The organism is Marinicauda salina, assembly GCF_003122085.1.
In the GTDB taxonomy this organism is placed as follows: Bacteria; Pseudomonadota; Alphaproteobacteria; order Caulobacterales; family Maricaulaceae; genus Maricicauda_A; species Maricicauda_A salina.
In genome coordinates this window covers 757,149-781,769 of record NZ_QEXV01000001.1, presented here as the reverse complement: position 1 = coordinate 781,769, position 24,621 = coordinate 757,149, and the positions used below count along the sequence as shown (strand labels likewise).

Below are 24,621 nucleotides of genomic sequence, written 5' to 3'. Positions count from 1 at the left end.
AGCAGGGCGACGGCGGCGCCGCCAGCCCTCGCCGCGGCCTCAGCCGTCGATGCGCGCGATCGCTGGATCGACCAGCGCGACGAAGCGGTCGAGCGTGGCCTGGCTCTCGGTCTCGACGACGCGGGCGGGACGGCCCGCTCCCGGCTCGCTCATGTAGAAGACGCATTCGTCGGAGCCCGCCGCGACTTCCTCGGTGAATCGCGCGACCAGCCGATCCAGGGAATCGGCCGCGTTCTGGTCGCTCACGGTCAGCACGACGCGCTTCATCTGCGGCCCCCCGATCGCGGTCCGCCCGATCGCGGGCGGCGCAGACGGGAATGCTGGGAGATTCTCGCCGCGCGCGCAAGGGACGCCGTCACTGGCCAAGCACCGCCGGGATGCGTATGTCGTTGCGCGTCGATCATCCGTTGGAAGCCGCCGGAGCCGCCATGACCCGCCTCGTCCTCACTCGCCACGGCCAGAGCATCTGGAACCTCGAGAACCGGTTCACCGGCTGGGTGGACGTCGACCTGACGGACAAGGGCGAGGCCCAGGCCCGCCGCGGCGGCGCGCTGCTGCGCGAGGCCGGCTTCGCCCCCGAGCTCGCCTTCACCAGCGTGCTCAAGCGCGCGGTGCGCACGCTCTGGCTCACGCTCGAGGAGCTCGACCGGGTCTGGATCCCCGACCAGAAGAGCTGGCGGCTGAACGAGCGCCATTACGGCGCGCTCACCGGCCGCAACAAGCAGGAGATGATCGACGAGCACGGCGCCGAGCAGGTCAAGGTCTGGCGGCGCTCCTACGACACCCCGCCGCCGCCCATGCCGCTCGACGACGAGCGCCATCCCCGCTTCGATCCCCGCTACGCCGATCTCGGCGCCAGCGAGCTGCCTTCGACGGAGAGCCTGGCGCTGACCCTGGAGCGGGTGGAGCCCTATTTCCGCTCGACCATCGCGCCCGAGCTCGAGCAGGGCCGCGACCTGATCATCTCCGCTCACGGCAATTCGCTGCGCGCCCTGGTGAAGATGCTGTTCAAGGTCGGCGACGAGGAGATCGTTCATGTCGAGATGCCCACCGGCAATCCGCTGATGATCGAACTCGACGGGCTGCGCCCGGTCGAGGCGGCCTATCTCGACGAAGACCGCGCGCAGGACCTGCCGCCTTGTCCCTGAGCCCGGCCGATCTGCGCTTCATGGACGCCGCGCTGGCGCAGGCGTTCTCCGCGCTCGGATCGACCGCGCCCAATCCCGCCGTCGGCTGCGTGCTGGTCAGGGACGGCCGGATGATCTCCGCCGCCGCCACCGCGCCCGGCGGCCGGCCGCACGCTGAACGGATCTGTCTCGACAGGGCCGGCGCCGCAGCCGAAGGCGCGACGGCCTATGTCAGCCTCGAGCCCTGCGCCCATCACGGCGCCACGCCGCCCTGCGCCGACGCGCTCGCCGAAGCCGGGGTGGCGCGCGTGGTCATCGGCTGCCGCGACCCCTTCCCGCGCGTCGCGGGCGAAGGCGTCGCGCGGCTCGAGGCGGCCGGGATCGCGGTCGTCGAGGATGGGCGGCGCGACCGGGCCGAAGCGCTCAACGCCGGCTTTTTCACGCATGTCGCGACCGGCCTGCCCCTGGTCGGCCAGGATCCGCGGGCCGCGCTGTTCGACGCCGATCTCGAACCCCGGCCGGACGAAAGCGTCGAGCAGGCGCTCGAGCGCATGGGCCGCGAAGGCCTCACCCGGGTCAGGCTCAAGGCGCCGGCGAACTAGCGCAACCGGGCGTTAAGAGCCTGCGTCGTAGGGTTAATCGACCCGCGGGAGCCCCTCCCGACCGAGCCCGGACCCGACGCCCATGACCGGCACCGCCGACTATCAGCGCCTGACCCAGGACGAGGCCGACGCGATCTGCGACCGCCACGAGGATCTCATGAGCGGCCGGATGGGCGGCGCCCGGGCGAACTTCGCCTACACGAATCTCGCCGGGCTCGACCTGTCGCACCGCAATCTCGCCGACGCGGATTTCTCCGGCGCGGTGCTCGCCGGCTGCAATCTGTCGGGCGCGACGCTCACCAACGCGACGCTGTACGCCGTCGATCTCAGGCGCGCCGATCTCGCCGGCGCGCGGCTCAATCGCGCCGACCTGCGCGGGGCGATCCTGCGCGGCGCCGATCTCACCGCCGCCGATCTCACCCAGGCCGATCTGCGCGAGGGCGGAATCGCGCGCGCCGACCGCAAGCAGGGCTTCGCCATGCTGGCCCACGAGCAGAGCCCGGGCGAATACGCCGACGCCCGGCGCGGGGGCGATCTCGCTGCCGCCAGGCCGGCCGCCGGCCGCGCCCAGCCCGCCGATCTCGCCGACGCCGTCGCCGCCGGGGCGTGTTTCGTGCGCGCCAATCTCAGGGGCGTGCGGCTGGCCCGCGTCAATCTCGAGGGCGCCGAGCTCGCCGCGGCCGACCTCACCGAGGCCGATCTCTCCGATGCGATCCTGGCCGGCGCCGACCTCCAGGGCGCGCGCATGGACCACGCCTGCACCGAGGGGACGCTGGCCGATCCCGGCGACGCGGCCTCGCCGGAGAACATCGCCCGGCTGACGAAACTCCTCGACGCGCATGCCCGCTGGTGCGCGACCGGCGGCGCCGAGGGCGCGCCCGCCGTCCTGGACGGCGAGGACCTGCGCGGGCTCGCAAGCCTCGCCGGCCGCGACCTCACCGCCCTCCAGGCGCGCGGCGCGATCTTCTACGGCCTCGATCTCGACGACGCCCAGCTGCAGGGCGCCAGGCTCGCCGGCGCCGATCTGCGCGACGCCTCGCTGCGCAAGGCCGATCTGCGCGGCGCCGACCTCGAGGGCGCGCGCCTCGACAAGGCGCGGATGCGCGGCGCGCAGCTCTCGCCGCTGGTGCTGGGCGGCGAGCGTCGCCTGCCCGCGAACGTGACCGGCGCGGGATTGCGCTACGTCGATCTCGGCGGCGCCGATCTGCGCCAGGCCGATTTCTCCGGCGCCGATCTCGCCTTCGCCGAGCTGCGCGGCGCGGACGTCCGCGCGGCGCGCTTCCAAGCCGCGTGCTTCACCGCCGCGGCGCTGCCCGACGCGTTTTCCGAGATGGCCGAGGACCTGTCCGGCGCGATCGATCTCGACGCCGCCTGATGCGGTGTTGCCGGCGCGGTTCGCGCCGTATAAATACTCGGTTTGAGCATAAGGGTCCGGGCGGGCGGCCCGCTCGCTCTCGCCCCGCCCTTCGCGAGGCTTCATGGCCGTCTTCCAGAACATCTACCGTCACGGCATGGCGCGCATCGCCGCCTTCGCCCCGCGCGTCGCGCTCGCCGATCCGAAGGCGAACGCCGAGGCGATCGTCGCGCTGGCCGGCGAGGCCGACGCCGAGCGCGCCGCCGCGGCGCTGTTCCCGGAACTGTCCCTGACCGGCTACTCGCTCGACGACCTGCACCACCAGGCGCCGCTGCTCGACGCCGCGGAGACCGCCGCGCGGGCGATCATCGAGGCCTCGCGCGCGCTCATGCCGGTGATCGTGGTCGGCTGCCCGGTGCGCGCCCATTCCCAGCTGTTCAACTGCGCGCTGGTCATCCATCGCGGCCGGGTGCTCGGGATCGTCCCGAAGACCTACCTGCCGAACTATCGCGAGTATTACGAGAAGCGCTGGTTCGCCGCCGCGCCCGGCGCCCAGGTCGAGGCGATCGAGTTCGCCGGCCAGACCGCGCCCTTCGGCGCGGCGATGATCTTCGAGGCCGAGGACCATCCCGGGTTCGGGCTTCACGTCGAGATATGCGAGGACTTGTGGGCGCCGCATCCGCCCAGCATCGACGGCGCGCTCGCCGGGGCGACGGTGACGCTGAACCTGTCGGCGTCGAACGTCACGATCGGCAAGGCGCGCGAGCGCGCCGCGCTGTGCGAGGTGCAGTCCCAGCGCTGCCAGAACGCCTATGTCTTCGCCGCGGCCGGCCCTGGCGAGTCGACCAACGATCTGGCCTGGGACGGCCAGCTCACGGTCCACGAGCTGGGCGAGCCCCTCGCGGCGAGCGAGCGCTTCCACAACGATCACGGCCGGCTCGTGGTCGATGTCGATATCGAGCGCATCGTCCAGGACCGGCTGAGGCAGTCGACCTTCCGCGACGCGGCGGGACGGATCGCGGAGCGCCTGAAGGACTGGCGGCGCGTGGGCTTTTCCCTCGATGCGCCGCTCGACGAGACCCTGCCGCTGAAGCGCGCGATCGCCCGCTTCCCCTTCGTGCCCGACGATCCCCATCGCCTCGATGAGGACTGCTACGAGGCCTACAACATCCAGGTCCAGGGGCTGGCCCAGCGCCTGCGCGCGGCCGGCATCGCCAAGGCCGTCATCGGCGTGTCCGGCGGGCTCGACTCCACCCAGGCGCTGATCGTCACCGCGCGCGCCTTCGACCGGCTCGGCCGCGACCGCAAGGACATCCTCGCCGTCGTCATGCCGGGTTTCGGAACCGGGGCGGAGACCCGCGCCAACGCCGACGCGCTTATCGAGAGCCTCGGCGTGACGCGCCGCGAGATCGACATCCGCCCGGCGGCGGAACGCATGCTCGCCGATATCGGCCATCCCTATGCGGAGGGCGCCAAGCAGTACGACGTCACCTTCGAGAACGTGCAGGCCGGGCTGCGCACCGACTACCTGTTCCGGATCGCCAATCACGAGGGCGGGCTGGTCATCGGCACGGGCGACCTCTCGGAGCTGGCGCTGGGTTGGTGCACCTACGGCGTCGGCGACCAGATGGCCCACTACAACGTCAACGCCGGCGTGGCGAAGACGCTGATCCAGCACCTGATCGCCTGGTCGGCCCGGCGCGGCCAGTTCGGCCCCGACGCCTCGGCGACGCTCGAGCGGATCCTGGATACGGAGATCTCGCCCGAGCTCGTGCCCGCCGACGCCGCCGACGGGCCGCAAAGCACGGAAGCCGCGATCGGCCCGTACGCGCTGCAGGATTTCAACCTGCACTACGCCGCCCGCTACGGGCTCGGCCCGGCGAAGATCGTCTTCCTCGCCGAGGCCGCCTGGGGCGACGCCGAGGCCGGCGCCTGGCCGGCCCATGTCGCCGAGGCCGACCGGCGCGCCTATTCGCGCGCCGAGATCGTCCAGTGGCTGCAGGTGTTCGCGCGCCGCTTCTTCCAGACCAGCCAGTTCAAGCGCACCGCCATGCCCAACGGTCCGAAGGTGACCTCGGCGGGCGCGCTCAGCCCGCGCGGCGACTGGCGCGCCCCGTCGGACAGCGCCGCGACGGTATGGACCGACGCGCTCGCCGCCCTGCGCGCCGAGCTCGGCCTGTAACGCAAAGGGCGGCGCAGAGACTGCGCCGCCCTTCACGGTTGATCAGCGATGCGGGCGCCGCCTTCCGGCGGCGCCCCGCGAGGACTTCGGGTCAGGCCGCGTCGGCCTCCCTGCCCTCGATCACCTTCGCGCCGTCGCCGGCGTCGCTGTTGATGGCGATGCGGCGGGGCTTCTTCTCTTCGGGGATCTCGCGCTCAAGCTCGATCGAGAGCAGCCCGTTCCTGAGCTCGGCGCCGCGGACGCGGATGTGATCGGCGAGGTGGAAGCGGCGCTCGAAGGAGCGCTCGGCGATCCCGCGATGCAGGAAGTTGCGGTCTTCGCCGCTCTCTTCGGCGGCGCGCTTGCCCGACACCGTCAGGACGTTCTCCTGGACCTCGACATCGAGCTCGTCTTCGCCGAATCCGGCCACGGCCAGCTCGATGCGATAGTCGTTCTCGCCCAGCTGCTCGATATTGTAGGGGGGATATCCAGAGCCGCTCTCCTGGCGCGAAGCCGTGTCGATCATGTCGGCGAGCCGGTCGAAGCCGACGATCGTGCGGTAGAGCGGCGACAAGTCCATCGTACGCATGTTGCGATCCTCCATTCGAAGCGATCAGGCGCCGCGCCGCGGCGCGCCTGGTTTCTGGTCCGGCCTGAAGCCCAGCGCCGGAGCGATGTTCGAGACCCCGTTCGGCGGCCTCGAGGGACGATATGGGCGCCTGGTCGCGCGGCCGCAAGGATCCGGCGGGACGGCGCCGGGGCCTTGTCAAACGGCGCGACGCCCGGTGAATTAGCGCCCGGTCGGGCCGCGCTTCGCCGCGCGTCCCCCAGCTTCCGGAGATCATCATGCGACGCCGCCTCGCCCTCTGCCTTCTCGCCTCCGCGTTCGTCGCCGCCTGCGGCGAGGGTCCCGAACCCGCCGAACCCGAAACGCCGGGCGCGGACGCCCCGGCGGCGGAGACGGATCGGTCCGGCGAAACTGACAGCGCGACCGAGGGACCCCAGACGGGCACGCTGAGCTGGGCGGTCGCCGGCGACTGGCGCGGCGGCCAGGCAGCGCGGGACGAATGGCGCCACCCCGCCGAAACGCTCGGCTTCTTCGGCGTCGACCCGTCGGCGACGGTGGTCGAGATCTGGCCGGCGGCGGGCTGGTACACCCAGATCCTCGCGCCCTGGATCGCCGCGAACGAGGGAGAATACGTCGCCGCGAACCTGCCCTCGGACGGCTCCGAACGGATGGAGGCGTTTCTCGATGACTATCGCGAGCGCTTCTCCGAGCCGCGCTACGGCGCGGTCCGCATGGTCAGCTTCGAACCGGGCGGCGGGGACATCGTCGAGCCCGGTACGGCCGACTTCGTGCTGACCTTCCGCAACGTCCACAACTTCATGGCGCGCGGGCTCGCCGAGGAAGCCTTCGCGCAGTTCTACGAGGCGCTTCGTCCGGGCGGCGTGCTCGGGGTCGTCGAGCACCGCCTGCCGGCCAATCGCGAGCAGGATCCGCGCGCGGCCTCGGGCTATGTCCAGCAGGACTATCTCGTCGCGCTCGCCGAGGAGGCCGGCTTCGAGCTGGAGGCGGCCAGCGAGATCAACGCCAATCCCGCCGACGACGCCGATCATCCCTTCGGCGTGTGGACGCTGCCGCCGGTGCGCCGGAGCTCGAATTTCGGCGAGGAGCCGGATCCTGAGTTCGACAGCGCGCCCTATGAGGCGATTGGCGAGTCTGATCGCATGACCCTGCGCTTCCGGAAGCCGGGCGGGGAGGCCGAAGACGAGGCGGCGGCCGAAGACGAGGCGGCGGCCGAAGGCGACGGCGAAGAAGCGTCAGGCGCTGACGGCGACGACGACTCGGACAGCTAGTCCGCCGCTCCGGAAAGCAGCGCCAGGGCTTCGGCGTGCAGCGCCGGATCGGCGGCGGCGAGCACCTGGCCGCCCTCGTGGCAGGGCCGCCCCGACCAATCGGTGATGACCCCGCCCGCGCCCTGCACGACCGGCACGAGCGCGGCGACGTCCCAGGTCTTGAGCCCGCTTTCGACCACCAGATCCACGCCGCCGAGCGCCAGAGCGGCATAGGCGTAGGCGTCGAGCCCGTAACGCGCGATCGCCGCGCGCCGGCGCAGCCCCTCGAAGGCGGCGGCTTCCGCGCCGGCGAACATGTAGGGATCCGTGGTCGAGACGATGGCGGAGTCGAGGCTCGCGCCCGCGCGGGCGGCGAGCGGGCGCCGATCGCCGGCGCGGTCGAGCCAGGCTTCGCGGCGCTCGCCGGCGACGAGGCCGGAAAAGCGCTCGCCGGTATGGGGCTGATCGATCACCGAAAGCGTCGGCCCGGATTCGTCTACGAGGCCGATCAGCACGCACCAGGTGGGCAGTCCGGCGAGGAAGGCGCGGGTCCCGTCTATCGGATCGAGCACCCAGCGCCGCCCGGACGCGCTCGGCGCATCCTCGCCCTCCTCGCCCAGAACCCCGTCCTCGGGGCGGTCACGGGCGATGAGATCGCGCATCGCGGCCTCGATGCGGCGGTCGGCCTCGGTGACGGGATCGAAGCTGTCGTCGCGCTTGCTCTCGCCGGCGAGTCCGGCGCGGAACAGCGGCGCGGCGATCTCCCGCGCAGCGTCGGCGAGCGTATGAGCGAAGGCGAGGTCGGCGTCGGGCGCAGGCGTCCGGCTCGGCACGATCAGGCGGCGTCGGACCCGCTGGAGCCCGCGAAACGGTCCTTCGGGTCGAGCGAGCGGGCCAGCTCGAGCAGCCGGCGGCGCGGCCGTTCGTTGAGCTTGTAATAGGCCCGGATCAGGTCGACCGTTTCTTTCTGCGAGAGCACGTCGGGCGCCAGCGCCTCCTCGGAGGTGGCGGCGGGCTCGCCGCTGCTCTGCAGGCCCTCGTAGAAATACTGCACCGGCACGTCGAGCGCCTCGGCGAGTTCGAACAGCCGGCTCGCGCTGACGCGGTTGGCGCCGCACTCGTATTTCTGGATCTGCTGGAAGCGGATGCCGACGGATTCGGCGAGTTGCTGCTGGGTCAGGCCGAGCAGACGGCGGCGGCGGCGCAGCCGCTTGCCGACGTGATGGTCGATTTCATTGGTCATGTCGGTCCATCCTCGTTTCCCTGCCCGACGCGTCCTCGCCGATCATGCCCGCTGATCCCGGACAGCGCCACGGTTCATAAGAATATTTATGCCCCCGGGCAATGGCGCCTGCAATCACGGATAGCTGAAGTCGCTGATAAATATATTATTCTGCTGCGGCCTGGACTTCATCCTCAAGCGTCATCCACTGGATCCAGCGGGAGAAAGCCGCCTGCGCGGCCTCGAATCGGGCGCTGCGTTCGACCGCCGCCTCCTCGAGATAGAGGCCCCGATTGATCTCGACCTGGAGCACGTGAACCCCGGCGGACGGCCGTCCGTAATGCTCGGTCGTGTAGCCGCCCGCATAGGGCCGGTTGCGGACCACCGAGAAGCCGAGATCGCGAAAGCCCCGCTCTGCGCGCGTCACCACGGCCTCGCTGCACGAGGCGCCGAAGCGGTCGCCGAGCACGATGTCGGCCCCGCGCGCACTGGCCGAGGGCATGGAATGGCAGTCGATCAGCACCGCCTCGCCCCAGGTCTCGCAGGCGCGCTCGATCTCCCGCTTCACGGCCTGGTGGTAGGGGACATAGCCCCGCTCCACGCGGCGCCGGGCCTCCTCGAAGGCGATCGGGCCGCCATAGATCGCGCGGCCGTCGGCGGCCAGGCGCGGCACCACGCCCAGCCCGGCGGCCGCCCGCGCCGTGGCCGGGCCGGCCTCGGGCGGAAGGGGCCCGTCGAACATGGCGGGATCGAACTCCCAGCGGGCCCTGTTGGCGTCCACCCAGGTGCGGGGGAAGTCGGCCTCGACCAGCGACGCGCCGCACGCCGGCGCGGCGGCGATGAGCTCGTCGACATAGGCGTCTTCGGACCGGCGCAGCAGGGCGAGCGGCAGGCGCACGAGCGCGAGGAAGGCGTCGGGATAGTTGCGGCCCGAATGCGGCGACGCGAAGACGAGCCGGCTCGTCCGGCGCTCCGGCGCATGGACGCGGACCGGCAGTTCGGCCTCGAAATCGGGCGACCCCTCGCTCATGACGCCATCATCCCGTCCGGCCAGCGCACGTCAACAACTGCGCGAAACGGTTGAACCGCAGCGCGTTCAGCAGACTTTTACCACGGATCGAATAGTCTGATTCCGGTTCGAACACCGACAAGGGGGGCGTGGATGGCCCGGATTCTTCTCGCCGAAGATGATGATTCGATGCGCGACTTCCTCGCGAAGGCGTTGCGCCGCGCCGGCCACGAGGTCGACGCCGTCGCCGACGGCGAGGAAGGCCTCGACGCGCTGGGCGAAGCGCCGGGGGCCTACGAGCTTCTGCTCACCGACATCGTGATGCCCGGCATCGACGGCATCGAGCTGGCCCGCCGCGCCGCCCAGATCGACAAGTCGCTGAAGATCATGTTCATCACCGGCTTCGCCGCCGTCGCCCTGCGCGCCGGCGAGGAGGGCCCGAAGGACGCCAAGATCCTGTCCAAGCCCTTCCATCTGCGCGATCTCGTCGACGAGGTCGCCCGGGTGATGGACGCCGCCTGAGCCGCAGCCGATCCCGCAATGAAAAAGGCCCGCCTCCGTTCGGAGGCGGGCCTTTTCATGATCCGGCCGGGCCTCAGAGGCCGCCCGGTCCGCAATCCTCCGCGAGGAAGCGCTCGATCGCGGCGAGCGTCTCGCGGTGATGCCGCGGGTACCAGGGCAGGCTGTGGGGCATGTCCTCGACGACGAGCAGCTCGGCGTCCACGCGGTCCTCGATCGCGTTGTAGAAGTTCCGCGAATGGAACAGCGGCACGCGCACGTCCCGGTCGCCGTGATAGAGCAGGATCGGGATGTTGGCGCGCTCGGTGTTGCGCATCGGGTCCATGCCCGTGACGGTCTGGCCCTGGATGATCCGCTGGAGCCGGTTGTCGCTCCAGTTGTTGCCGAGGCGGGTGAGATCGCTGACGCCGGCCCCGGCGATGGCGCACTGGAACGGCCCGTCCTCGCGCACCGTCGCGGCGATCGCGGCGAAGCCGCCGTAGGAATAGCCGAAGATCGCGATGCGGTCGGGATCGGCGATGCCCTCCTCGACCAGCCAGGCCGCGCCGTCGTCCTTGTCGTCCTGCATCGACAGGCCCCACTGGGCGTCGCCGGCGAGCCACAGCTCGCGGCCCCAGCCGGTCGAGCCGCGATACTGCGGCTGCAGGACGGCGTAGCCCCGCGTCGCCAGGAATTGCGGCCAGCCCGAGGCGTCCCAGCTCGTCGAGTCCCGCGCCCACGGGCCGCCGTGCGGCAGCACCACGGCCGGCAGGGGCCCGTCCTCGCGGGTCCAGCCCGCCGGCAGGGTGAGGATGCCCGGAATGCGCATGCCGTCGCGCGCCTCGTAGTAGACGAGTTCGGGCTCGCGCATCTCCACGTCGTCGAACCAAGGCCGCGATTCGCCGAGCGTCTGGACCTGCGAGCGGTCGCGCAGGATGTGATAGCTGGTCGGATTGGCGCCGTCGCCGGTGGCGAAGAGCACGCGCGAGAAGTCGTCGCTCCAGTCGATCAGCGACACGCCCGTGTCCGGGTAGGCCTGCTCAAGCCCGGTCTGGATGGAATCCAGCGTCGGATCGAGCCAATAGGTCCGCGTGCTCGGCCCGGCGTAGCTGAAGCCGAGCAGCTGGTTGTAATTGTCCGGGCTGGTCCCGAGGACGACGCCCGTCGCGCTGTACTCGGGATGGGCCAGGAGCGGCTCTTCGCTGAATTCGCGCGCTTCCGGGTCGTAGAAATAGACCGCCGCCTTGTCGGAGAACTTGTCGGTGACGACGTAGTAGTTGCCCGTGGCCTCGTCGATTCCCTGGATGCTGATGTTGAACCGGTTCGACGCCATTGAACTCAGGGGCTCGTGCGCATCGAACGAGCCGGTCTCGGGATCCTTGATGAGGTAATCGATCCGGTAGTCGCCGCCGGTCGGAACGAACTCCTGCTGAACGAGCAGCTCGCCGTCGCGCGGATCGAAGAAAGCCGCCGAGGCGCGCCCGCCCTCGCGATAGACCAGCTCGGTGGCGCCGGTGCGCAGGTTGTAGCGATAATAGTTCGCCGAGAGGCTCGCGATATTGAGCTGCTGGATGAGCACGCGCTCCGGGTCCAGCGGCAGGCTCGAGACGAGATTGGCCGTGCCGGCCAGCTCGAAGCAGCGCTGGGTCGCCTCGCTGACGCCGAGCTGGCGCGTATTGGCGGCGAACGCCTCTTCGAAATCCGAATGCTCGGAATCGGTGAGATAGGCCCGCGTGACGAAGGTCGCCGTGGCGCCGGTCACCCGGCCCTCGCCGCACCCGCCAAGGCGGCCGGTCCACTCCTGGCGGCCGAGCACGAGCAGCCGGTCGGCCTTGAGCGCGGAGGCGGCGATGAACTTCATCTCGTCGCCGCTCGGCGTGACCACCGGCGCGGCGCCGGCATCCTCGAGATTCCAGGTCGCCAGCGCGGTTTCCTCGTTCTCCGAGCCCGGCATCGCGATGATGGCGGCGATCATGTCGCCCTCGTCGCTCATCGACACCGACTGGATGTTGGGCACCTGCGCGAAATGGTCGATCGGCGCCGGTTCCGCCGTGATCTCCGCCGTCGCCGCGGCGGTCAGACCGCCGGCCAGGACGACGCCGGCAAGCGTCATGCGAAGCATGGGCCCGCTCCCCTCATGTCTGCATCTTCATTTGTCGTCGATCGTAGGTCGGAAGTCGAGCCGCGGTCAACGCGAGCGACGCGCGCGCCGCTGCATTGCCGCATTTCATATTCAGTCCTTGCGATCAACGGCGCGCCCGAAGGGCGCTGAAAGAAAAAGGGGGCGGCGCAATCGCCGCCCCCGATCAGTCGCCTCCAGCCTGCGGCTAGAAGGTCTTGTTGATGCGCAGGAAGCCGGTGCGTCCGCGAAGGTCGTACTGGCTGCCCACGAGCGGGATATTCCCGCGACGGGTGGCCGCGCCGGTCGAGACGATCGGCGGCTCCTCGTCGAAGACGTTGGACACGCCCGCCAGGATCGAAATCGTCTCGCCCTGCCAGCGCACCGAGGCGTCGTGATAGATCGTCGTCTCGGCGTGCAGCTTGCGCGTGCCGACCTGGCCGAAATAGTTGAAGTCGACATTGGCGAAGTCGATGTTCGACGTCCGGCTGATGATGTCGCTGAACCAGCTGAAGGTCCAGTCGCCGCGCTGGAACTGGACGCGGGTGTTCGCCACGAAGTCCGGATCGCCGATCGACCCGTTGAAGTCGTTCGTGTCGAAGCCCGACGCCAGGCTCGGATCGAAGAGGAAGGTCACGTCCTCGAACGTCCAGGTGCCCTGGCCCTCGATCAGCAGCTCGCCGAAGTCGAACTCGTGCTCGTAGCGAACCGTCAGGTCGAGACCCGAGGTCACCTGCTGGTTGATGTTCACGAACGAGTCGCGGACCTCGGTGATATTGTAGGGCGCGACGGGGTCGGAGCCCGGATTGCGATCGAACAGGTTGCAGAACTCGTTCGGGAAATTATCCGCCCCGTAGCAACCGGCGAGGATCGCGCCCGCGCCCAGCTGGGTCACCTGGTCGTTCACTTCGATGTCGAAGTAATCCAGCGCCAGGCTCAGATTGAGCTGGGTGGGCGTGAAGATCAGGCCGAGCGTCTCGGCTTCCGAGGTCTCCGCCTCGAGCACGCCGGCGCCGCCGCCGCTGACGATCGTCGCCGACGAGCCGACGCCCGTATACGTCGACGGGACGCCGTCGGCCGCGCAGTTGTCGCGGATATTCTCGTTGGTGCTGTTGCCCCAGTCGACGCACGGATCGATCGCCGTCTGGCCGAGGAAGCCGGTCTGGTTGCCGAGGAACAGCTCGAACAGCGCCGGGGCGCGGTAGGAGATGCCCTTGGTGCCGCGCAGGCGCACCAGCGGCGTGATCTGCCAGTTGAAGCCGCCCTTCCAGACCGAGTCGTTGCCGTAGGAGTCGTACTCGAACACGCGCCCAGAGGCGTTCAGCGTGAACTCCTCGATGAAGGGCCGGCCCGCGATCACCGGAATCTCGACCTCGGCGAAGGCCTCGGCCACCGTGTCCTCGCCTTCCGTGATCAGGGCGCTGGTCGTGCCCCAGAGCTCGCCGGCCTGCGAAAGCGGATCCGGCGTGTCCTCGATCGAGAAGTTCCGGTACTCGGCGCCGACCGCGAGGCCCAGCGGACCCGCCGGCAGCTGCATCAGCTCGCCGGTGATCACGCCGTTGATCACGACCTGTTCGTAGATCGTGTTGCCTTCGGACCAGTGCGTCAGCCGGTTGTAGAACTCGTCCGAGTAGTTGCCCGACAGGAATTCGGGCGAGAACGGATCATAGGTCGGCGCGTCCGGATCGAACTGAACGTCGCCGCTCTCGGAGTTGAGGATGTCGTTACCCTCGTAGGTGCCGTCCGAGTAGGAGTAGGTGCCCGTCAGCGACCACGACCAGTTGGCGCCGAGATCGCCGTTCAGCTGCGACGAGAACGAGTAGTAGTCGACCGTGATCTCGTTGTTGGACGGCCAGATCGTGACCGGCTGCGACAGCAGGAAGGCCGGCGTGTAGGTCGGGTCGTTCGCATAGGCGAGTCCGAAACCGGCGAGCGGCGCGCTGCCGATCAGCGGGAAGAACTGGCGCCACTGCTCGGATTCCGTCTTGCGGCGGGTGAACAGGAACTCGTTCTCCCAGTCGACGCCGCCGAGGATGTCCAGGTTGAAGTTCGAGCTGGCGAACAGGCTGAACCGCTCCTGGCGGTTGATCGCGTCCGAGCTGGCGTAGCGCGGATCGTTCAGCACGTCCTCGTAGAACGCCTCGTTCGGATCGCCGACGGCGTAGCTCTCGTTGGCCCGCGGGCGGTAGCCCGGGATCGGGCCGATGGTCACGCCGTCCGGCGCCGGGATGTACCGGAGACCGGTGAACGCGTCGATGACCGTGTTGAAGTAGATGTTCGAGCAGCCGCCGAGATTGGTGCCGCCAAGAACGGAGCGGTCCTCGCGATCGATGAACGAGCCGTCCGCGCCGCGGATCAGGTCCTGCTGGCAGGACAGGTAGTCGCGGTCGCCGACCGACAGGTCCTCGCGCAGCTGGTACTGGCCGGCGAAGACGATATTGCCGCGGTCGAAATTGAGACCGAAGGCGCCGCTGGCTTCCCAGCTCTCGCCGCCGCTCTCGAACGGCTGGTTGATGGTGAAGTTCAGCTCGGGACGCTCGACGGAGTCGCGCGTGATCAGGTTGACCACGCCGGCCACCGCGTCCGAGCCGTAGATCGAGGACGCGCCGTCCTTGAGGATCTCCGCGCGCTGCACGATCGAGGACGGGATCACGTTCAGGTCGAACGCGCCGACCTGGCCGCGCACGCCGGCCGGACCGGGACGCCGGCCGTTGAGCAGGACCAGGCTGCGCTGGGCGCCGAGGCCGCGCAGCGAGATCGAGTTCACGCCGGTGCCGCCCTGGACGATGAAGCCGCCGAACTGGTTGTTGAACTGGACCGAGCCCGAGGCGACGCTGGTCGACTGCAGGATCTCGGCGGTGTCGATGAGACCTTCGAGCGTCGCCGCTTCGGCGGTGACCACCTGGATCGGCGCCGACGAGGTGAACTCGTCGCGGCGCAGCAGCGAGCCGGTGACGACGATGCGCTCGCCGGTCTCGGCCTGCTGTTCTTCCTGCTCCTCGGTCGTCTCGACCGGTTCCTCTTCCTGCGCGAACGCCGCGCCAGCCGAGAGGCTGAACGCGGCGAAGCCCGCAAGGACGCTCGAGCGCAGCAGGCGCTCCTTATCCCAATTGCTCACGATCGTTCCCCTTTGATCTTGTCAGTTCCCGCCCCTTGTGACCGGAGCGACCCCGGGTCGGATTCCCGAACCTGGCGACATCATGAAACCTTGTTCACATTCTCGTAAAGCGTGTTCACTGCCCTTGTGTCGCCTGAGTATTCCGCCGGCGCCGAGTTGTTGCAGAAATGCCATAATCTGCGTTCGGCGGGCCCGGCGCTCGCCTGAAGAATTTGCATAAAAAATGAATTCGACTTGCGCTGCATTGCGCCGGACCGCGTCCGCAGCGGCGGCCCGGACCCGCCCGGCGGCGGGTCGATGAAACGCCCGGTCCGGGCGTCTTGCGCCGCTCACGCCGCGGGGTTATAGAGCCCGCCTGCTCACACGAGCGGGCGCGTAGCTCAGTTGGTCAGAGCACTACGTTGACATCGTAGGGGTCACAAGTTCGAATCTTGTCGCGCCCACCATTACCCTACTGAAATCAAAGCATTGGCTTTAGCCGCCCGCGATGGCGCGCGACTTCGGTCGGCCTGACGCAGGCGGTCGCGGCGGACCGGCGGCGGCGCTCCCCGCGCAATCTGCATCCGATCGCGGGGCGCCGCGCATCATGGGATCGAAAGACTGGCGCTTCGCCAGAGCAGAAGGCGCGCTCCCATGTCCGCACCCGCCGTCACCGCCCTCGTCGTCTCGACCGCCGTCACGGCCGCCGCGCTGGCCGGCCTGCTCACGAGCGGGCCGCCGCGCAGCGACGCCTGGATCGAGCTTCAAACCGGCCCGGTCGTGGTGACCGTGGCCGCGCCCGGCGACCCGGTCGGGCTGGATGTCGACGCGGGCTGCGCCCCGGCCTGTCCCGTCTTCGCGCTGCGCTCGCGGCTAGGCCTGGCCGCGCCGCAGGGCGCGCATGAGGAAGCGCGCCGGGTGCAGCGCCTCCCGGCCGCCGCGCTCGAGGCCGCCGGGCTCCCCGCACAGCTCGCCGGCGAGCTGCTCGGCGAGAAGCGGCGCGTGAGCGAAACCCCGCGCGCCGAAGCCGGAAAGAACGCATAGGCCCGCATCCGCCGGCGCGTCGCCCGGCGCCGCGCCGCCGCGGGCGAAATCCCGCCACGCCTCGGCGAAGTCCGGGCCGGGCATGGGGCCGGCGGCGGGCAGACGGTCGGCGAGCGCGGCGCGCACCCCGCCCCAGCCTTCCAGCGCCAGACCCAGCCGCTCGGCGAGCTCGGGAAAGCGCGCGACGGCGTCATCGCGAAGCGCCGCCTCGGCGGCGCTCGCATCGACGGGATCGTCGCCGCGTTCGTGCGTCGCTCCGATCAGGACGCCCCCCGCGCGAGCGGCGGCGAGATACCCGCCCCAGGCGATCGGCGCCGTCGGCGCCGGGCCGTCCAGCGCGAAGCGGCCGACGCGCCCGGCGACGGGTTCGAGTTCGAGCCCGACGCTGCGGGCGAGCGGAATGGACGCCGCGCCGCCGGCCAGCACGACGGTCTCGGCCTCGATGGCGACGTCGCCGGCGGCGTCGCGCAGCCGCCAGCCGCCCGCCCCGCGCTCGAGCGCGGCGATGCGGCGATCCTCCGCCGGCTGATCGCCGGCCAGCTCGGCGACGAGCGCGCCCGGCGCGAAGCGGCCCGCGCGATCCATCCACAACCCGCCGGGCGCGGAGTCGAGGCCGGTGCGCCGGGCCGCCTCGGCGGCGTCGATCATCGTGAAACCGGCGTCGAGCATGCCCGCCAGGCGGGCCAGCCGCTCCCGCCCGGCGTCATCCCCGGCGAGGCGCAGCGCGCCCTCGGCGTGAAATCCGTCGAGCGGACCGTACAGGTCGCGGGCGTGATCGAAGGCGTTGAGCAGGGCGCGAACATGGGGCCGGTCGGCGGCCTCGAGCCGCGGGGTGAGCAGCCCCTCGATTCCGCCCGAGGCGCCGGCCGCCCAGCCGCCCTCGGCGAACACGCGGACGGCGCGGCCGCGCCGGCGCAGCGCATGGACCAGGCTCGCCGCGGCGACGCCGCCGCCGATCACCGCGACCGGGCCTTCACGCGGCGTCGCGCGCGCACAGGGCGAGACCGACGGCGCGACGGGCGACGGCCCCTCATAGATGGCTTCGAGGCGTTCGCGCTTGGCGCCGAAGCCGGACTTCTTCTCGACCTTGAAGCCCGCCGCAGCGAGCCCGCGGCGGACCGCGCCGGCGACGGTGAAGGTGGCCAGGCGCGCCCCGGGCCGGCTGCGCGCGGCGATCCGTTCGAACACGGCCTCGCGCCACATCTCCGGGTTCTTCGCCGGCGCGAAGCCGTCGAGGAACCAGGCGTCGGCGGCGCACTCCATCGAGTCGAGCGCGGCCAGCGCCTCGTCGTGGAAGACGGTCAGCGTGACGCGTCCGTCGTCGAAGACGCGCCGGTGCGCGCCCTTGAGCGGGCTCGGCCAGGCCGCCAGAAGCGCCTCGGCGAACGGGGCGAGTTCGGGCCAGGCCGACAGCGCGCGTCGCGCGTCGGCGGCGGCGAGCGGGAAACCCTCGACGCTGACGACATGCAGCCGGGCTCCGGCCGGGGCCGTCCGTCGCCACAGGTCCCAGAGCGCGAGGAAGTTCAGCCCGGTCCCGAAGCCGAGCTCGCCGACGGTGAACAGGGAGCGGCCGGCGAAGCCCTCGGGCAGGCCGGCGCCGCGCAGGAAGACGGCGCGGGTCTCCTCCAGCCCGTCAGCGGTCGAGAAATAGACGTCGCCGGACTCGGTCGAGCGCGGCCCGTCGCCGGCCGACCAGTCGAGGCAGGCCGTCGGCCGGGCGAGGCCGGTTTTCGCGGCGCCGGACGTCACGCGCGCCTCAGCACGCGCCGCGCGCGGCGCGCTGGGCCGGACGCCTCAGAGAAACGGGATGCGCCATGCCGCGCCGTATGCGTCCGGGCCGAGCCGGGCGTCAAGGCGCGCGGGAGCGCGGGACGGGCCGGCGCGCAGCCGGCCCGTCCGGCGAACCGATCAGTTCGGCGAGTCTTCGCCTTCCTCGTCGGAGGACGGCTCTTCGTCTTCGCCGGTCATCGCGTCGCCGGCCTCCTCCATGGTCTCCTCCGCCTCGTCGGCGGCCTCCTCCATGGTCTCGCCGGCCTCTTCCATGGCGCCTTCCATGGCCTCGCCGGCTTCGTCCATCATGGACTCGCCTTCGGCGGTCGGCTCTTCCTCGGAAGCGGCCTCGTCCATGGACTCCTCAGCCTCGTCCATGGCCTCTTCGGCGCCGTCCATGGTCTCCTCGGCCGCGTCCATGGTCTCTTCAGCGGCCTCGTCCATCGGCTCCTCGCCGCCCTCGGGCTGGCAAGCCGCCAGCGCCAGGCCGGCCACCGCGAACGGAATGGAAGCGAAATATTTCATGAGTTGATGTCCCCTTTCTCGTCCGATTCGCACAACCAGACTTAACCCACATTAGGGCAAATCGCCCGCCGCCGTCTATTCGGCCGGTATATCGGCGAGCGATTCCTCGAGCTCGATGAAGCTCGGCTGCATCTTCGAGGGCACGCCGGTGCGCCCGATCTCGACGGAGATCTGCGCGGCGTTGCCGTGGAGATGGGCCACCAGCACGTTCTGGATGATCTTGTAGAAGATCGCCTCCTCCTCGTAGATCTCGTTGAGCCGCGAGGCGAACGGCCCGACGAATCCGTAGGCGAGGAACACGCCCAGGAAGGTGCCCACCAGCGCCGAGCCGATCTTCGCGCCCAGCACGACCGGCGGCTGGTCGATCGCGCCCATCGTCTTGATGACGCCGAGCACGGCGGCGACGATCCCGAGAGCGGGCAGCGCGTCGGCCGTCGACTGCAGCGCATGCGCCGGCGCGGCGGCCTCGTGATGATGCTTCTCGAGCTGCTTCTCCATCGCATCCTCGACCTGGTGGGGGTCCTCCAGGTTCATCGTCATCATGCGCAGCGTGTCGCAGATGAAGTCGACGGCGAAGTGATCCTTCACGATGCGGGGATACTTGGAGAAGAGCGTGCTTTCCTGCGGCTTCTCGATATGGCTCTCGAGCGCGATCACGCCCTTGGTCTTCATCGTCTTGGTGAGCTGGAAGAGCAGGGTGAGCAGATCGCGATAGTCCTGCGTGTTCCACTTCGGACCGCTGACGATCTTCGCGAAGTCGCCGACCGTCTTCATGACGGTCTTCGACGAATTGCCGATCAGGAAGGCGCCCGTCGCCGCCCCGCCGATCATCATCATTTCGAAGGGCAGCGCCTTGAGAATGACGTCGAAATGACCGTCGGCGAGCCAGAAGCCGCCGAAGACCATGACGAACACCACGGCGACGCCGATCAGCTGGAACATGACCCACCATCCCGTCTTTCTTGCGGGCGCTTGCCGCGGGCCCGGCGGTTTCTCCGCTCTCATCGCCCCGCGCGTCCGTTATCGAAACGCACTGTACGCACGGATGCTTAAGGCCCGGTTTGCCGGGGGTTAGGCGGGCGTTTACCGCGTTGAGAGCCGCCCCCCGCATGGACGCTTCGGCGCTCGCGGCGTATGTCCTCGCCGGATGAGCCCGCCCTACGATCCCGACCGCCCGTCCAGTCCCGCCCAGCGCCGCAACTCGTTCCGGCTGCTGTTCGCCTGCCTGGTCGCGACCGGGGTGGGCAACTCGATGCTGTTCGCGATCCTGCCGCCGCTGGCGCGCGAGCTCGGCGTGCGCGAGGTCTGGGTCGGCGCGATCTACACGCTCTCGGCGCTGATGTTCCTGACCATGAGCCCGGTCTGGGGCGCGCTGTCGGATCGCTACGGCCGGCGGCCGCTCATCGTGTTCGGGCTGTCGGCCTTCGCCGTCTCGACGCTGATCTTCGCCGCCGGCGCCTGGGCGGGACAGTCCGGCCTGTTGCCGCCGATGGCGGCGATCGTGGCGATGGCGCTGGCGCGCACGCTGTTCGGCGGGCTGGGCTCGGCGACCAATCCCTCGGCCCAGGCCTATGTCGCCGACCGCACCAGCCCGTCGGAGCGCACCGAGGCGCTGGCCAGCCTGACGGCGGCCTTCGGGCTCGGCGGGGTGATCGGCCCGGCGCTGGCGGCGGCCTTCGCCGACCGCATCGGCATCGCCGGCTTCATGATCGCCGTGGCCGCCGTCGTCGGCTCGGGCGCGGTCGCGGTGCGGATGCTGCTGCCCGAGCGCACCCCGCCGCAGCGCAAGGGCCGGCCGATCAATCCCTTCGTCCAGTTCCGCTTCGCCGGCGATCCGCGGCTGACCGCCTTCGTCGCGTTCGGCTGCGCGGTGTGGCTGAGCCAGGCCGCCAGCCTGCAGGCGGTGTCCTTCTACATCATGGACCGGCTCGACCAGACGCCCGAGCAGGGCCTGCAGCTGGCCGGCGTGGCGCTGACCGCCGGGGCGGGCGCGCTGATCTTCGCCCAGCTCGTCGTGATCCCCGCGCTCAAGACCAGCCCGCGCGTGCTCATGGCGGCCGGCGCGGCGCTCGGCGTCGTCGGCAATATCGAGCTGGTCTTCTCCGACTCCTACGCCTCGATCGTGTTCGGCTTCATGCTGGCAAGCTTCGCCTTCGGCCTGTCGCGCTCGGGCTTCACCGCCGGCGCCAGCCTGTCGGTCGAGCCCGAGGAGCAGGGCCGCGCGGCGGGGCTGACCACTGCGACGGCGGGCGTGGGCTTCATGATCGCGCCGGTGACCGGGCTCTGGCTCTACCAGACCGTCGCGCCCTCGGCGCCGTTCCAGCTCAACGCCGCGCTGGCGTTCGCCGCCTTCATGATCGCGCTTCTCCACCCGCGCGTGCGCCGCATCGCGGTGATCGTCGAGGAGGATCGCGGCGATGACCGCGACGCGCCGGTGTAGGGCGCCTCAGCTGTCGCCGGCGGCCGAGGCCGCCATCACCGCGTCGAAGGCCTGGCGGCCGGCATAGCCGTCGGCGGGCAGGCCGCGATCGGCCTGGAAGGCCTGCAGCGCGCGGCGCGTGTTCGGCCCGATGATCCCGTCGACCCCGTTCGTCGAATAGCCCAGCGCGGTCAGCGCGCGCTGCAGCGCCTGCGACTGCGTGTAATTGATCGGCGGGTTCGCTTCCGGCCAGCCGCCGGGAAGCGTGGCGCCGGTCTCGATGCGGCGGGCGAGATAGCTCACGCCGAGCGCGTAGGCCGTCGAGTTGTTGTAGGCCATCAGCGCGTCGAAATTGTCGAACACCAGGAAGGCCGGTCCGCCCGCCCCGGCGGGCAGAACCAGGCGGGCCCGGGCGTAGAGATCGTCGGTCTCCCAGTCGCCGCCGACGCGCTCGACGCCCGTCATCGACCAGTCGGAGACCCGACGGGTTTCGCGCTCGCTCCAGCTCGCGAAATCGAAATCCTCCGGCAGGGCGACTTCCTGGGCCACCAGTCCGCCCTCGCGCCAGCCGGCCTCGGCGAGCAGGTTGGCCGCCGACGCCAGCGCGTCGGCTTCGTCGGTCCAGATATTCCGCTTGCCGTCGCCGTCGAAATCGACCGCGCGGGAAAGATAGGTGGCCGGGATGAACTGGGTCTGGCCCATCGCGCCGGCCCAGGAGCCGGTGAGCTGGTCGCGCTCGGCGTAGCCGGCCGCGAGCATGTCGGAGACGGCGCGCAGCTGGCGCTCGGCCCAATTCCGGCGGCGGCCCTCCCAGGCCAGCGTCGCCAGCGAGCGCACCACGTCGTTTCCGCCGGTGATCGCGCCATAGGCGCTCTCCAGCCCCCACACGGCGGTCAGGATGTCGGCGTCGACGCCGTAGCGCGCCTCGATCGCGGCGAGATCCGTCGCCACGCGCGCCTGCGCGGCCCGCCCGTTCGCGGCGCGCTCCTCGGAGGCCGCGCCCTGGAGATACTCCCAGACCGGCCGGACGAACTCGGGCTGGGAGCGGTCGCGCTCGATGATGCCCATGTCGGGCTCGAGCCCGTCGAACATCGACGACACGATCGCGGGATCGACGCCTTCCTCGCGCAGCTCGGCGGCGAAGCCGGTCTTCCAGTCCGCAAAGCTCTCGCCGGCGGGCTGGGCGTGCGCGCAGGCGGCGAGACCGAGCGCTGCGACGAGACCGGCGAACAGGCGGGGAAGCGGCATGGACGGAACTCCTCCGGGACGGATCAAGAAACACCAGATGCGAATCCTACAGGCGCCGCGGACGGCGCGCGAGAGCTGGAATGCGCCCGGTCTGCGTGTTGACTTCGCCGGGGGCCTTGTGTAGCTAGCGCGCTTCGTATTTCCGGCATGTCGACAACGGCCCCGGCCGAGACCACAGAGGCGAAACGATGAAAGTGCGCAGCTCGCTCCGCTCGCTGAAGAACCGCCACCGCGGCTGCCAGGTCGTTCGCCGCCGCGGCCGCGTCTACGTGATCAACAAGCGCGACCCGCGCTTCAAGGCCCGCCAGGGCTAGTGACGCCCGCACGCGCGGTCCTCTGGGACCTGGGCAACACCCTGGTCGACTGGGATCCGCGCCGGCTCTACGCGAAACTCCTGCCCGACGAAGCGGCCGTGGACGATTTCCTCGGCCGCGTCTGCACTATGGACTGGCACGGCGCGCACGATCGCGGCGCGACCATGGCCGAGAACCGTCGCGGCCTGATCGCGGCTCATCCCGACAAGGCCGATCTCATCCGCGCCTGGGACGCGCGCTGGGACGAGATGTTCGACGGCTGGGTCGCGGGCATGGACGCGCTCTTCACCGAACTCGACGCCGCCGGCGTGGCCCAGTACGGCCTGTCCAACCTGCCCGCCGAGAAATGGCGTCCGCTGCTGGACCTGTACCCGGAACTCGAGCGCCTGCGCGAGACGGTGGTGAGCGGAGCCGAAGGCGTCGCCAAGCCCGATCCGCGCATCTACGCCATCACCGCGGAGCGCATCGGCCACCGCCCCGACGAGACGCTGTTCGTCGACGACAAGGCGGAGAACGTCGCCGCCGCCGCCGAGGCGGGCTTTCCCGGCCTCGTCTTCACCGATGCGGCGAAGACACGCGCCGCCCTGCGCGAGGCCGGCCTGCCGGTCTGAGGCCGGCCGCGCTCTTGCCGCATTACGCGACAGGATTATGGTCACGATGATGATCTGGCTCGCCGCCTGTCTCGCTCTCGCCGCCCAGGAGGCCGACGCCGCCCCGGGCGAGGCGGGAATCGACCTCACCGGACGCGAAGACGCGCCGCGGATGACGCTCGACGAGCGTCTCGACGTCCGGCTCGCCGATCTGCGCGCCGCCGAGACCGACGAGGAAGCCGCCGCGATCGCCGACGAGGTGCGCTCGCTCTGGCGCCAGAAGGCCGGCCCGACGGCCGATCTCCTTTTGCAGCGGGGCGCCGAGGCGGCCGCCCAGGGCGACATGGCCACAGCCGAGCGGCAATACACGCATCTGCGGCGGCTCGAACCGGATTTCGCCGAGGCCTGGGTCGTCTCCGCAGAGGCCGCCGCGGCGGCCGGCGACTGGCCGTTCGCGCTGGAGGCGCTCAACACGGCCATCGAGCTGGAGCCGCGCCGCTTCGACGCCTACGCCATGCTCGGACAGGCGCTCGAGCAGGCCGACGAGCCGGAAGCCGCGCTCGCCGCCTACGAGGAGGCGCTCCGGCTTTATCCCCGCCACGAGCGCGCCCGCAGCGCCCAGGCCCGTCTCGAACGCCGCCTCGCCGGGCGCGCGCTCTAGGACGCCGGCCGGCGTGATCCGCATGACCCTCCTCATCGCCACGCTGACCGCCGGCGCGGGGCTCTTCCTGCTCGCCGCCTGCGCGACCGGCGCCGGCGCGGGACGGACGCTGGCCGAGCGCTTCCCGCCGGAGGGCCGCTTCATCGCGGTCGAGGGAACGCGGCTTCACTACCGCGAGACCGGCCCGGCCGACGCCGAGCCCGTCCTCGTCCTGCACGGCGCGTCGAGCAATCTCAACGAGCCGCGCGTCGCGTTGGAGGACGCGCTCTTGGAATACCGCGTGATCTGGCTGGACCGGCCCGGCCTGGGCTGGAGCGAGCGGCCGGACGGGGACTGGAGCCCCGAGCGCGAGGCCGCGCTGATCGCGGCCTTTCTCGACGCCGTCGGGATCGAGCGCGCCGCGGTGATCGGCCATTCCTGGGGCGCGGCGATCACGCTGCGCCTGATGATGGATCACCCCGACCGGACGAAGGGCGCCGTGTTGATCGCGCCGGCCGTCCGCGCCTGGGTCGGCGAGGCGGCCTGGTACAACCGCGTGACGCTGTGGCCGGTCGCGGGAACGGTGATGACGCGGGCGATCGCGCCCACGATCGGGGCGTCCCGGCTGGCCGACGGCGCGGCCGAGGCCTTCAGCCCCGAGCCGGTGCCCGAGAACTATGTCGAGCGCACCCGCCTGCCGCTCATCCTGCGCGCGTCGGCCTGGCGCGCCAACGCCGCCGACATGGCCAACGTCAACGAACACCTCGCCGTCCAGGAGACGCGCTACGCCGAGATCGACCAGCCGGTGATCCTCATCGCGGGACCGAAGGACACCGTCGTCTCGACGCGCCGCCACGCCGTCCCGGTCGCCGAGACGCTGCCCCGGGGCGAGCTCGTCCTGGTCGAGGGCGCGGGCCACAACCTGCACCATCACCATCCCGGCCGCGTCGCCGAGGCGCTGGCTGCGGTGATCGCGCGGAGCGAATAGGCGGCGCCGGGGCTTGCGCAGGCCCGCGCTGCTCGCCTATGCCCACGGTCCCGACCCG

22 protein-coding genes and 1 tRNA gene are annotated in these 24,621 nt (G+C 70.7%); 12 read left to right on the top strand and 11 right to left on the bottom strand.

Annotation, left to right across the window (positions count from 1 at the left end; genetic code table 11):
* Nucleotides 1-39: 39 nt before the first annotated feature.
* The gene (locus DDZ18_RS03545) at nucleotides 40-267 is read right to left on the bottom strand and encodes a hypothetical protein (protein WP_109251951.1); all 228 of its coding nucleotides are present in this window, start codon (nucleotides 265-267) and stop codon (nucleotides 40-42) included.
* 161 nt (nucleotides 268-428) lie between these two features.
* On the opposite strand from DDZ18_RS03545, the gene gpmA reads away from it, so the two are divergent.
* The 4 genes from gpmA (at nucleotide 429) to DDZ18_RS03525 (ending at nucleotide 5,265) form a co-directional block, all read left to right on the top strand.
* Entirely contained in the window at nucleotides 429-1,148 is a 720-nt protein-coding gene (gene gpmA / locus DDZ18_RS03540; protein WP_109252227.1) for a 2,3-diphosphoglycerate-dependent phosphoglycerate mutase, read from the top strand.
* Nucleotides 1,139-1,729, top strand: a complete 591-nt coding sequence (gene ribD / locus DDZ18_RS03535; RefSeq protein ID WP_233245688.1) for a bifunctional diaminohydroxyphosphoribosylaminopyrimidine deaminase/5-amino-6-(5-phosphoribosylamino)uracil reductase RibD — start codon at nucleotides 1,139-1,141, stop codon at nucleotides 1,727-1,729. Before gpmA ends, ribD begins: the two co-directional genes overlap by 10 nt.
* An 82-nt stretch (nucleotides 1,730-1,811) precedes the next feature.
* On the top strand, nucleotides 1,812-3,104 hold the full coding sequence (locus DDZ18_RS03530; protein WP_109251950.1) for a pentapeptide repeat-containing protein: 1,293 nt from the start codon (nucleotides 1,812-1,814) through the stop codon (nucleotides 3,102-3,104).
* Between the two features lie 103 nt (nucleotides 3,105-3,207).
* Entirely contained in the window at nucleotides 3,208-5,265 is a 2,058-nt protein-coding gene (locus tag DDZ18_RS03525) for an NAD(+) synthase (RefSeq protein WP_109251949.1), read from the top strand.
* Between the two features lie 91 nt (nucleotides 5,266-5,356).
* Here DDZ18_RS03525 and DDZ18_RS03520 read toward each other — a convergent pair whose 3' ends face one another.
* Nucleotides 5,357-5,833: an Hsp20 family protein gene (locus tag DDZ18_RS03520; protein ID WP_109252225.1), complete on the bottom strand. Its 477-nt coding sequence runs from the start codon at nucleotides 5,831-5,833 to the stop codon at nucleotides 5,357-5,359.
* 257 nt (nucleotides 5,834-6,090) lie between these two features.
* On the opposite strand from DDZ18_RS03520, the gene DDZ18_RS03515 reads away from it, so the two are divergent.
* The gene (locus DDZ18_RS03515) at nucleotides 6,091-7,101 is read left to right on the top strand and encodes a class I SAM-dependent methyltransferase (protein WP_199241122.1); all 1,011 of its coding nucleotides are present in this window, start codon (nucleotides 6,091-6,093) and stop codon (nucleotides 7,099-7,101) included.
* Here DDZ18_RS03515 and hisN read toward each other — a convergent pair.
* From hisN to DDZ18_RS03500, 3 genes are all read right to left on the bottom strand, one after another.
* Nucleotides 7,098-7,913, bottom strand: a complete 816-nt coding sequence (hisN, locus tag DDZ18_RS03510; protein WP_109251948.1) for a histidinol-phosphatase — start codon at nucleotides 7,911-7,913, stop codon at nucleotides 7,098-7,100. The genes DDZ18_RS03515 and hisN overlap by 4 nt on opposite strands.
* 2 nt (nucleotides 7,914-7,915) lie before the next feature.
* Nucleotides 7,916-8,323 carry a helix-turn-helix domain-containing protein gene (locus DDZ18_RS03505; protein WP_109251947.1) on the bottom strand — a complete coding sequence of 136 codons (408 nt, stop codon included), beginning with the start codon at nucleotides 8,321-8,323 and terminating at the stop codon, nucleotides 7,916-7,918.
* 145 nt (nucleotides 8,324-8,468) lie between these two features.
* Entirely contained in the window at nucleotides 8,469-9,332 is an 864-nt protein-coding gene (locus tag DDZ18_RS03500) for an N-formylglutamate amidohydrolase (protein WP_109251946.1), read from the bottom strand.
* A 132-nt stretch (nucleotides 9,333-9,464) separates the two neighbouring features.
* Here DDZ18_RS03500 and cpdR point away from each other — a divergent pair, with 132 nt between their 5' ends.
* The gene (gene cpdR / locus DDZ18_RS03495; protein WP_109251945.1) at nucleotides 9,465-9,833 is read left to right on the top strand and encodes a cell cycle two-component system response regulator CpdR; all 369 of its coding nucleotides are present in this window, start codon (nucleotides 9,465-9,467) and stop codon (nucleotides 9,831-9,833) included.
* Nucleotides 9,834-9,906: 73 nt separating this feature from the next.
* On the opposite strand, the gene DDZ18_RS03490 is transcribed toward cpdR, so the two are convergent.
* Together DDZ18_RS03490 and DDZ18_RS03485 are read right to left on the bottom strand one after the other, a co-directional pair.
* On the bottom strand, nucleotides 9,907-11,931 hold the full coding sequence (locus DDZ18_RS03490; protein WP_109251944.1) for an alpha/beta hydrolase family protein: 2,025 nt from the start codon (nucleotides 11,929-11,931) through the stop codon (nucleotides 9,907-9,909).
* A gap of 205 nt (nucleotides 11,932-12,136) precedes the next feature.
* The gene (locus tag DDZ18_RS03485) at nucleotides 12,137-15,046 is read right to left on the bottom strand and encodes a TonB-dependent receptor plug domain-containing protein (protein ID WP_233245687.1); all 2,910 of its coding nucleotides are present in this window, start codon (nucleotides 15,044-15,046) and stop codon (nucleotides 12,137-12,139) included.
* A 369-nt stretch (nucleotides 15,047-15,415) separates the two neighbouring features.
* On the opposite strand from DDZ18_RS03485, the gene DDZ18_RS03480 reads away from it, so the two are divergent.
* Nucleotides 15,416-15,492, top strand: a tRNA-Val gene (locus DDZ18_RS03480).
* A gap of 406 nt (nucleotides 15,493-15,898) precedes the next feature.
* On the opposite strand, the gene mnmD is transcribed toward DDZ18_RS03480, so the two are convergent.
* From mnmD to motA, 3 genes are all read right to left on the bottom strand, one after another.
* Entirely contained in the window at nucleotides 15,899-17,818 is a 1,920-nt protein-coding gene (gene mnmD / locus DDZ18_RS03475) for a tRNA (5-methylaminomethyl-2-thiouridine)(34)-methyltransferase MnmD (protein WP_109251942.1), read from the bottom strand.
* A gap of 159 nt (nucleotides 17,819-17,977) precedes the next feature.
* Nucleotides 17,978-18,364, bottom strand: a complete 387-nt coding sequence (locus tag DDZ18_RS03470) for a hypothetical protein (protein WP_109251941.1) — start codon at nucleotides 18,362-18,364, stop codon at nucleotides 17,978-17,980.
* A 75-nt stretch (nucleotides 18,365-18,439) separates the two neighbouring features.
* The gene (motA, locus tag DDZ18_RS03465; RefSeq protein ID WP_109251940.1) at nucleotides 18,440-19,306 is read right to left on the bottom strand and encodes a flagellar motor stator protein MotA; all 867 of its coding nucleotides are present in this window, start codon (nucleotides 19,304-19,306) and stop codon (nucleotides 18,440-18,442) included.
* Between the two features lie 205 nt (nucleotides 19,307-19,511).
* On the opposite strand from motA, the gene DDZ18_RS03460 reads away from it, so the two are divergent.
* On the top strand, nucleotides 19,512-20,804 hold the full coding sequence (locus DDZ18_RS03460; RefSeq protein ID WP_109251939.1) for an MFS transporter: 1,293 nt from the start codon (nucleotides 19,512-19,514) through the stop codon (nucleotides 20,802-20,804).
* Nucleotides 20,805-20,810: 6 nt separating this feature from the next.
* Here the strand turns inward: DDZ18_RS03460 and DDZ18_RS03455 are convergent, their stop codons facing one another.
* On the bottom strand, nucleotides 20,811-22,031 hold the full coding sequence (locus DDZ18_RS03455) for a lytic murein transglycosylase (protein ID WP_109251938.1): 1,221 nt from the start codon (nucleotides 22,029-22,031) through the stop codon (nucleotides 20,811-20,813).
* A gap of 188 nt (nucleotides 22,032-22,219) precedes the next feature.
* On the opposite strand from DDZ18_RS03455, the gene ykgO reads away from it, so the two are divergent.
* Genes ykgO through DDZ18_RS03435 form a run of 4 tightly spaced genes read left to right on the top strand, consistent with a single transcriptional unit; the run spans nucleotide 22,220 to nucleotide 24,563 of the window.
* Nucleotides 22,220-22,345, top strand: coding sequence for a type B 50S ribosomal protein L36 (gene ykgO, locus DDZ18_RS03450; protein WP_109251937.1), 126 nt, complete (start codon nucleotides 22,220-22,222; stop codon nucleotides 22,343-22,345).
* Nucleotides 22,345-22,956, top strand: coding sequence for an HAD-IA family hydrolase (locus DDZ18_RS03445; protein WP_233245686.1), 612 nt, complete (start codon nucleotides 22,345-22,347; stop codon nucleotides 22,954-22,956). Before ykgO ends, DDZ18_RS03445 begins: the two co-directional genes overlap by 1 nt.
* Nucleotides 22,957-23,002: 46 nt before the next feature.
* Complete coding sequence (locus DDZ18_RS03440) at nucleotides 23,003-23,596, top strand: tetratricopeptide repeat protein (protein ID WP_158272051.1); 594 nt, start codon at nucleotides 23,003-23,005, stop codon at nucleotides 23,594-23,596.
* Nucleotides 23,597-23,618: 22 nt separating this feature from the next.
* A complete protein-coding gene (locus tag DDZ18_RS03435) occupies nucleotides 23,619-24,563 on the top strand; it encodes an alpha/beta fold hydrolase (RefSeq protein ID WP_109251935.1) in 945 nt (314 codons plus the stop codon).
* The last annotated feature ends 58 nt before the right edge of the window (nucleotides 24,564-24,621 follow it).

Bases quoted from the DNA above. Each gene is read 5' to 3' on its own strand.
- DDZ18_RS03520 (WP_109252225.1), bottom strand. From the start codon at position 5,833: ATGCGTACGATGGACTTGTCGCCGCTCTACCGCACGATCGTCGGCTTC.
- DDZ18_RS03440 (WP_158272051.1), top strand. From the start codon at position 23,003: ATGATGATCTGGCTCGCCGCCTGTCTCGCTCTCGCCGCCCAGGAGGCC.
- DDZ18_RS03500 (WP_109251946.1), bottom strand. From the start codon at position 9,332: ATGAGCGAGGGGTCGCCCGATTTCGAGGCCGAACTGCCGGTCCGCGTC.
- DDZ18_RS03515 (WP_199241122.1), top strand. From the start codon at position 6,091: ATGCGACGCCGCCTCGCCCTCTGCCTTCTCGCCTCCGCGTTCGTCGCC.
- DDZ18_RS03490 (WP_109251944.1), bottom strand. From the start codon at position 11,931: ATGCTTCGCATGACGCTTGCCGGCGTCGTCCTGGCCGGCGGTCTGACC.
- DDZ18_RS03435 (WP_109251935.1), top strand. From the start codon at position 23,619: ATGACCCTCCTCATCGCCACGCTGACCGCCGGCGCGGGGCTCTTCCTG.
- DDZ18_RS03470 (WP_109251941.1), bottom strand. From the start codon at position 18,364: ATGAAATATTTCGCTTCCATTCCGTTCGCGGTGGCCGGCCTGGCGCTG.
- DDZ18_RS03525 (WP_109251949.1), top strand. From the start codon at position 3,208: ATGGCCGTCTTCCAGAACATCTACCGTCACGGCATGGCGCGCATCGCC.
- DDZ18_RS03545 (WP_109251951.1), bottom strand. From the start codon at position 267: ATGAAGCGCGTCGTGCTGACCGTGAGCGACCAGAACGCGGCCGATTCC.
- DDZ18_RS03455 (WP_109251938.1), bottom strand. From the start codon at position 22,031: ATGCCGCTTCCCCGCCTGTTCGCCGGTCTCGTCGCAGCGCTCGGTCTC.
- DDZ18_RS03530 (WP_109251950.1), top strand. From the start codon at position 1,812: ATGACCGGCACCGCCGACTATCAGCGCCTGACCCAGGACGAGGCCGAC.
- ykgO (WP_109251937.1), top strand. From the start codon at position 22,220: ATGAAAGTGCGCAGCTCGCTCCGCTCGCTGAAGAACCGCCACCGCGGC.
- cpdR (WP_109251945.1), top strand. From the start codon at position 9,465: ATGGCCCGGATTCTTCTCGCCGAAGATGATGATTCGATGCGCGACTTC.
- motA (WP_109251940.1), bottom strand. From the start codon at position 19,306: ATGTTCCAGCTGATCGGCGTCGCCGTGGTGTTCGTCATGGTCTTCGGC.
- DDZ18_RS03460 (WP_109251939.1), top strand. From the start codon at position 19,512: ATGAGCCCGCCCTACGATCCCGACCGCCCGTCCAGTCCCGCCCAGCGC.
- DDZ18_RS03505 (WP_109251947.1), bottom strand. From the start codon at position 8,323: ATGACCAATGAAATCGACCATCACGTCGGCAAGCGGCTGCGCCGCCGC.
- gpmA (WP_109252227.1), top strand. From the start codon at position 429: ATGACCCGCCTCGTCCTCACTCGCCACGGCCAGAGCATCTGGAACCTC.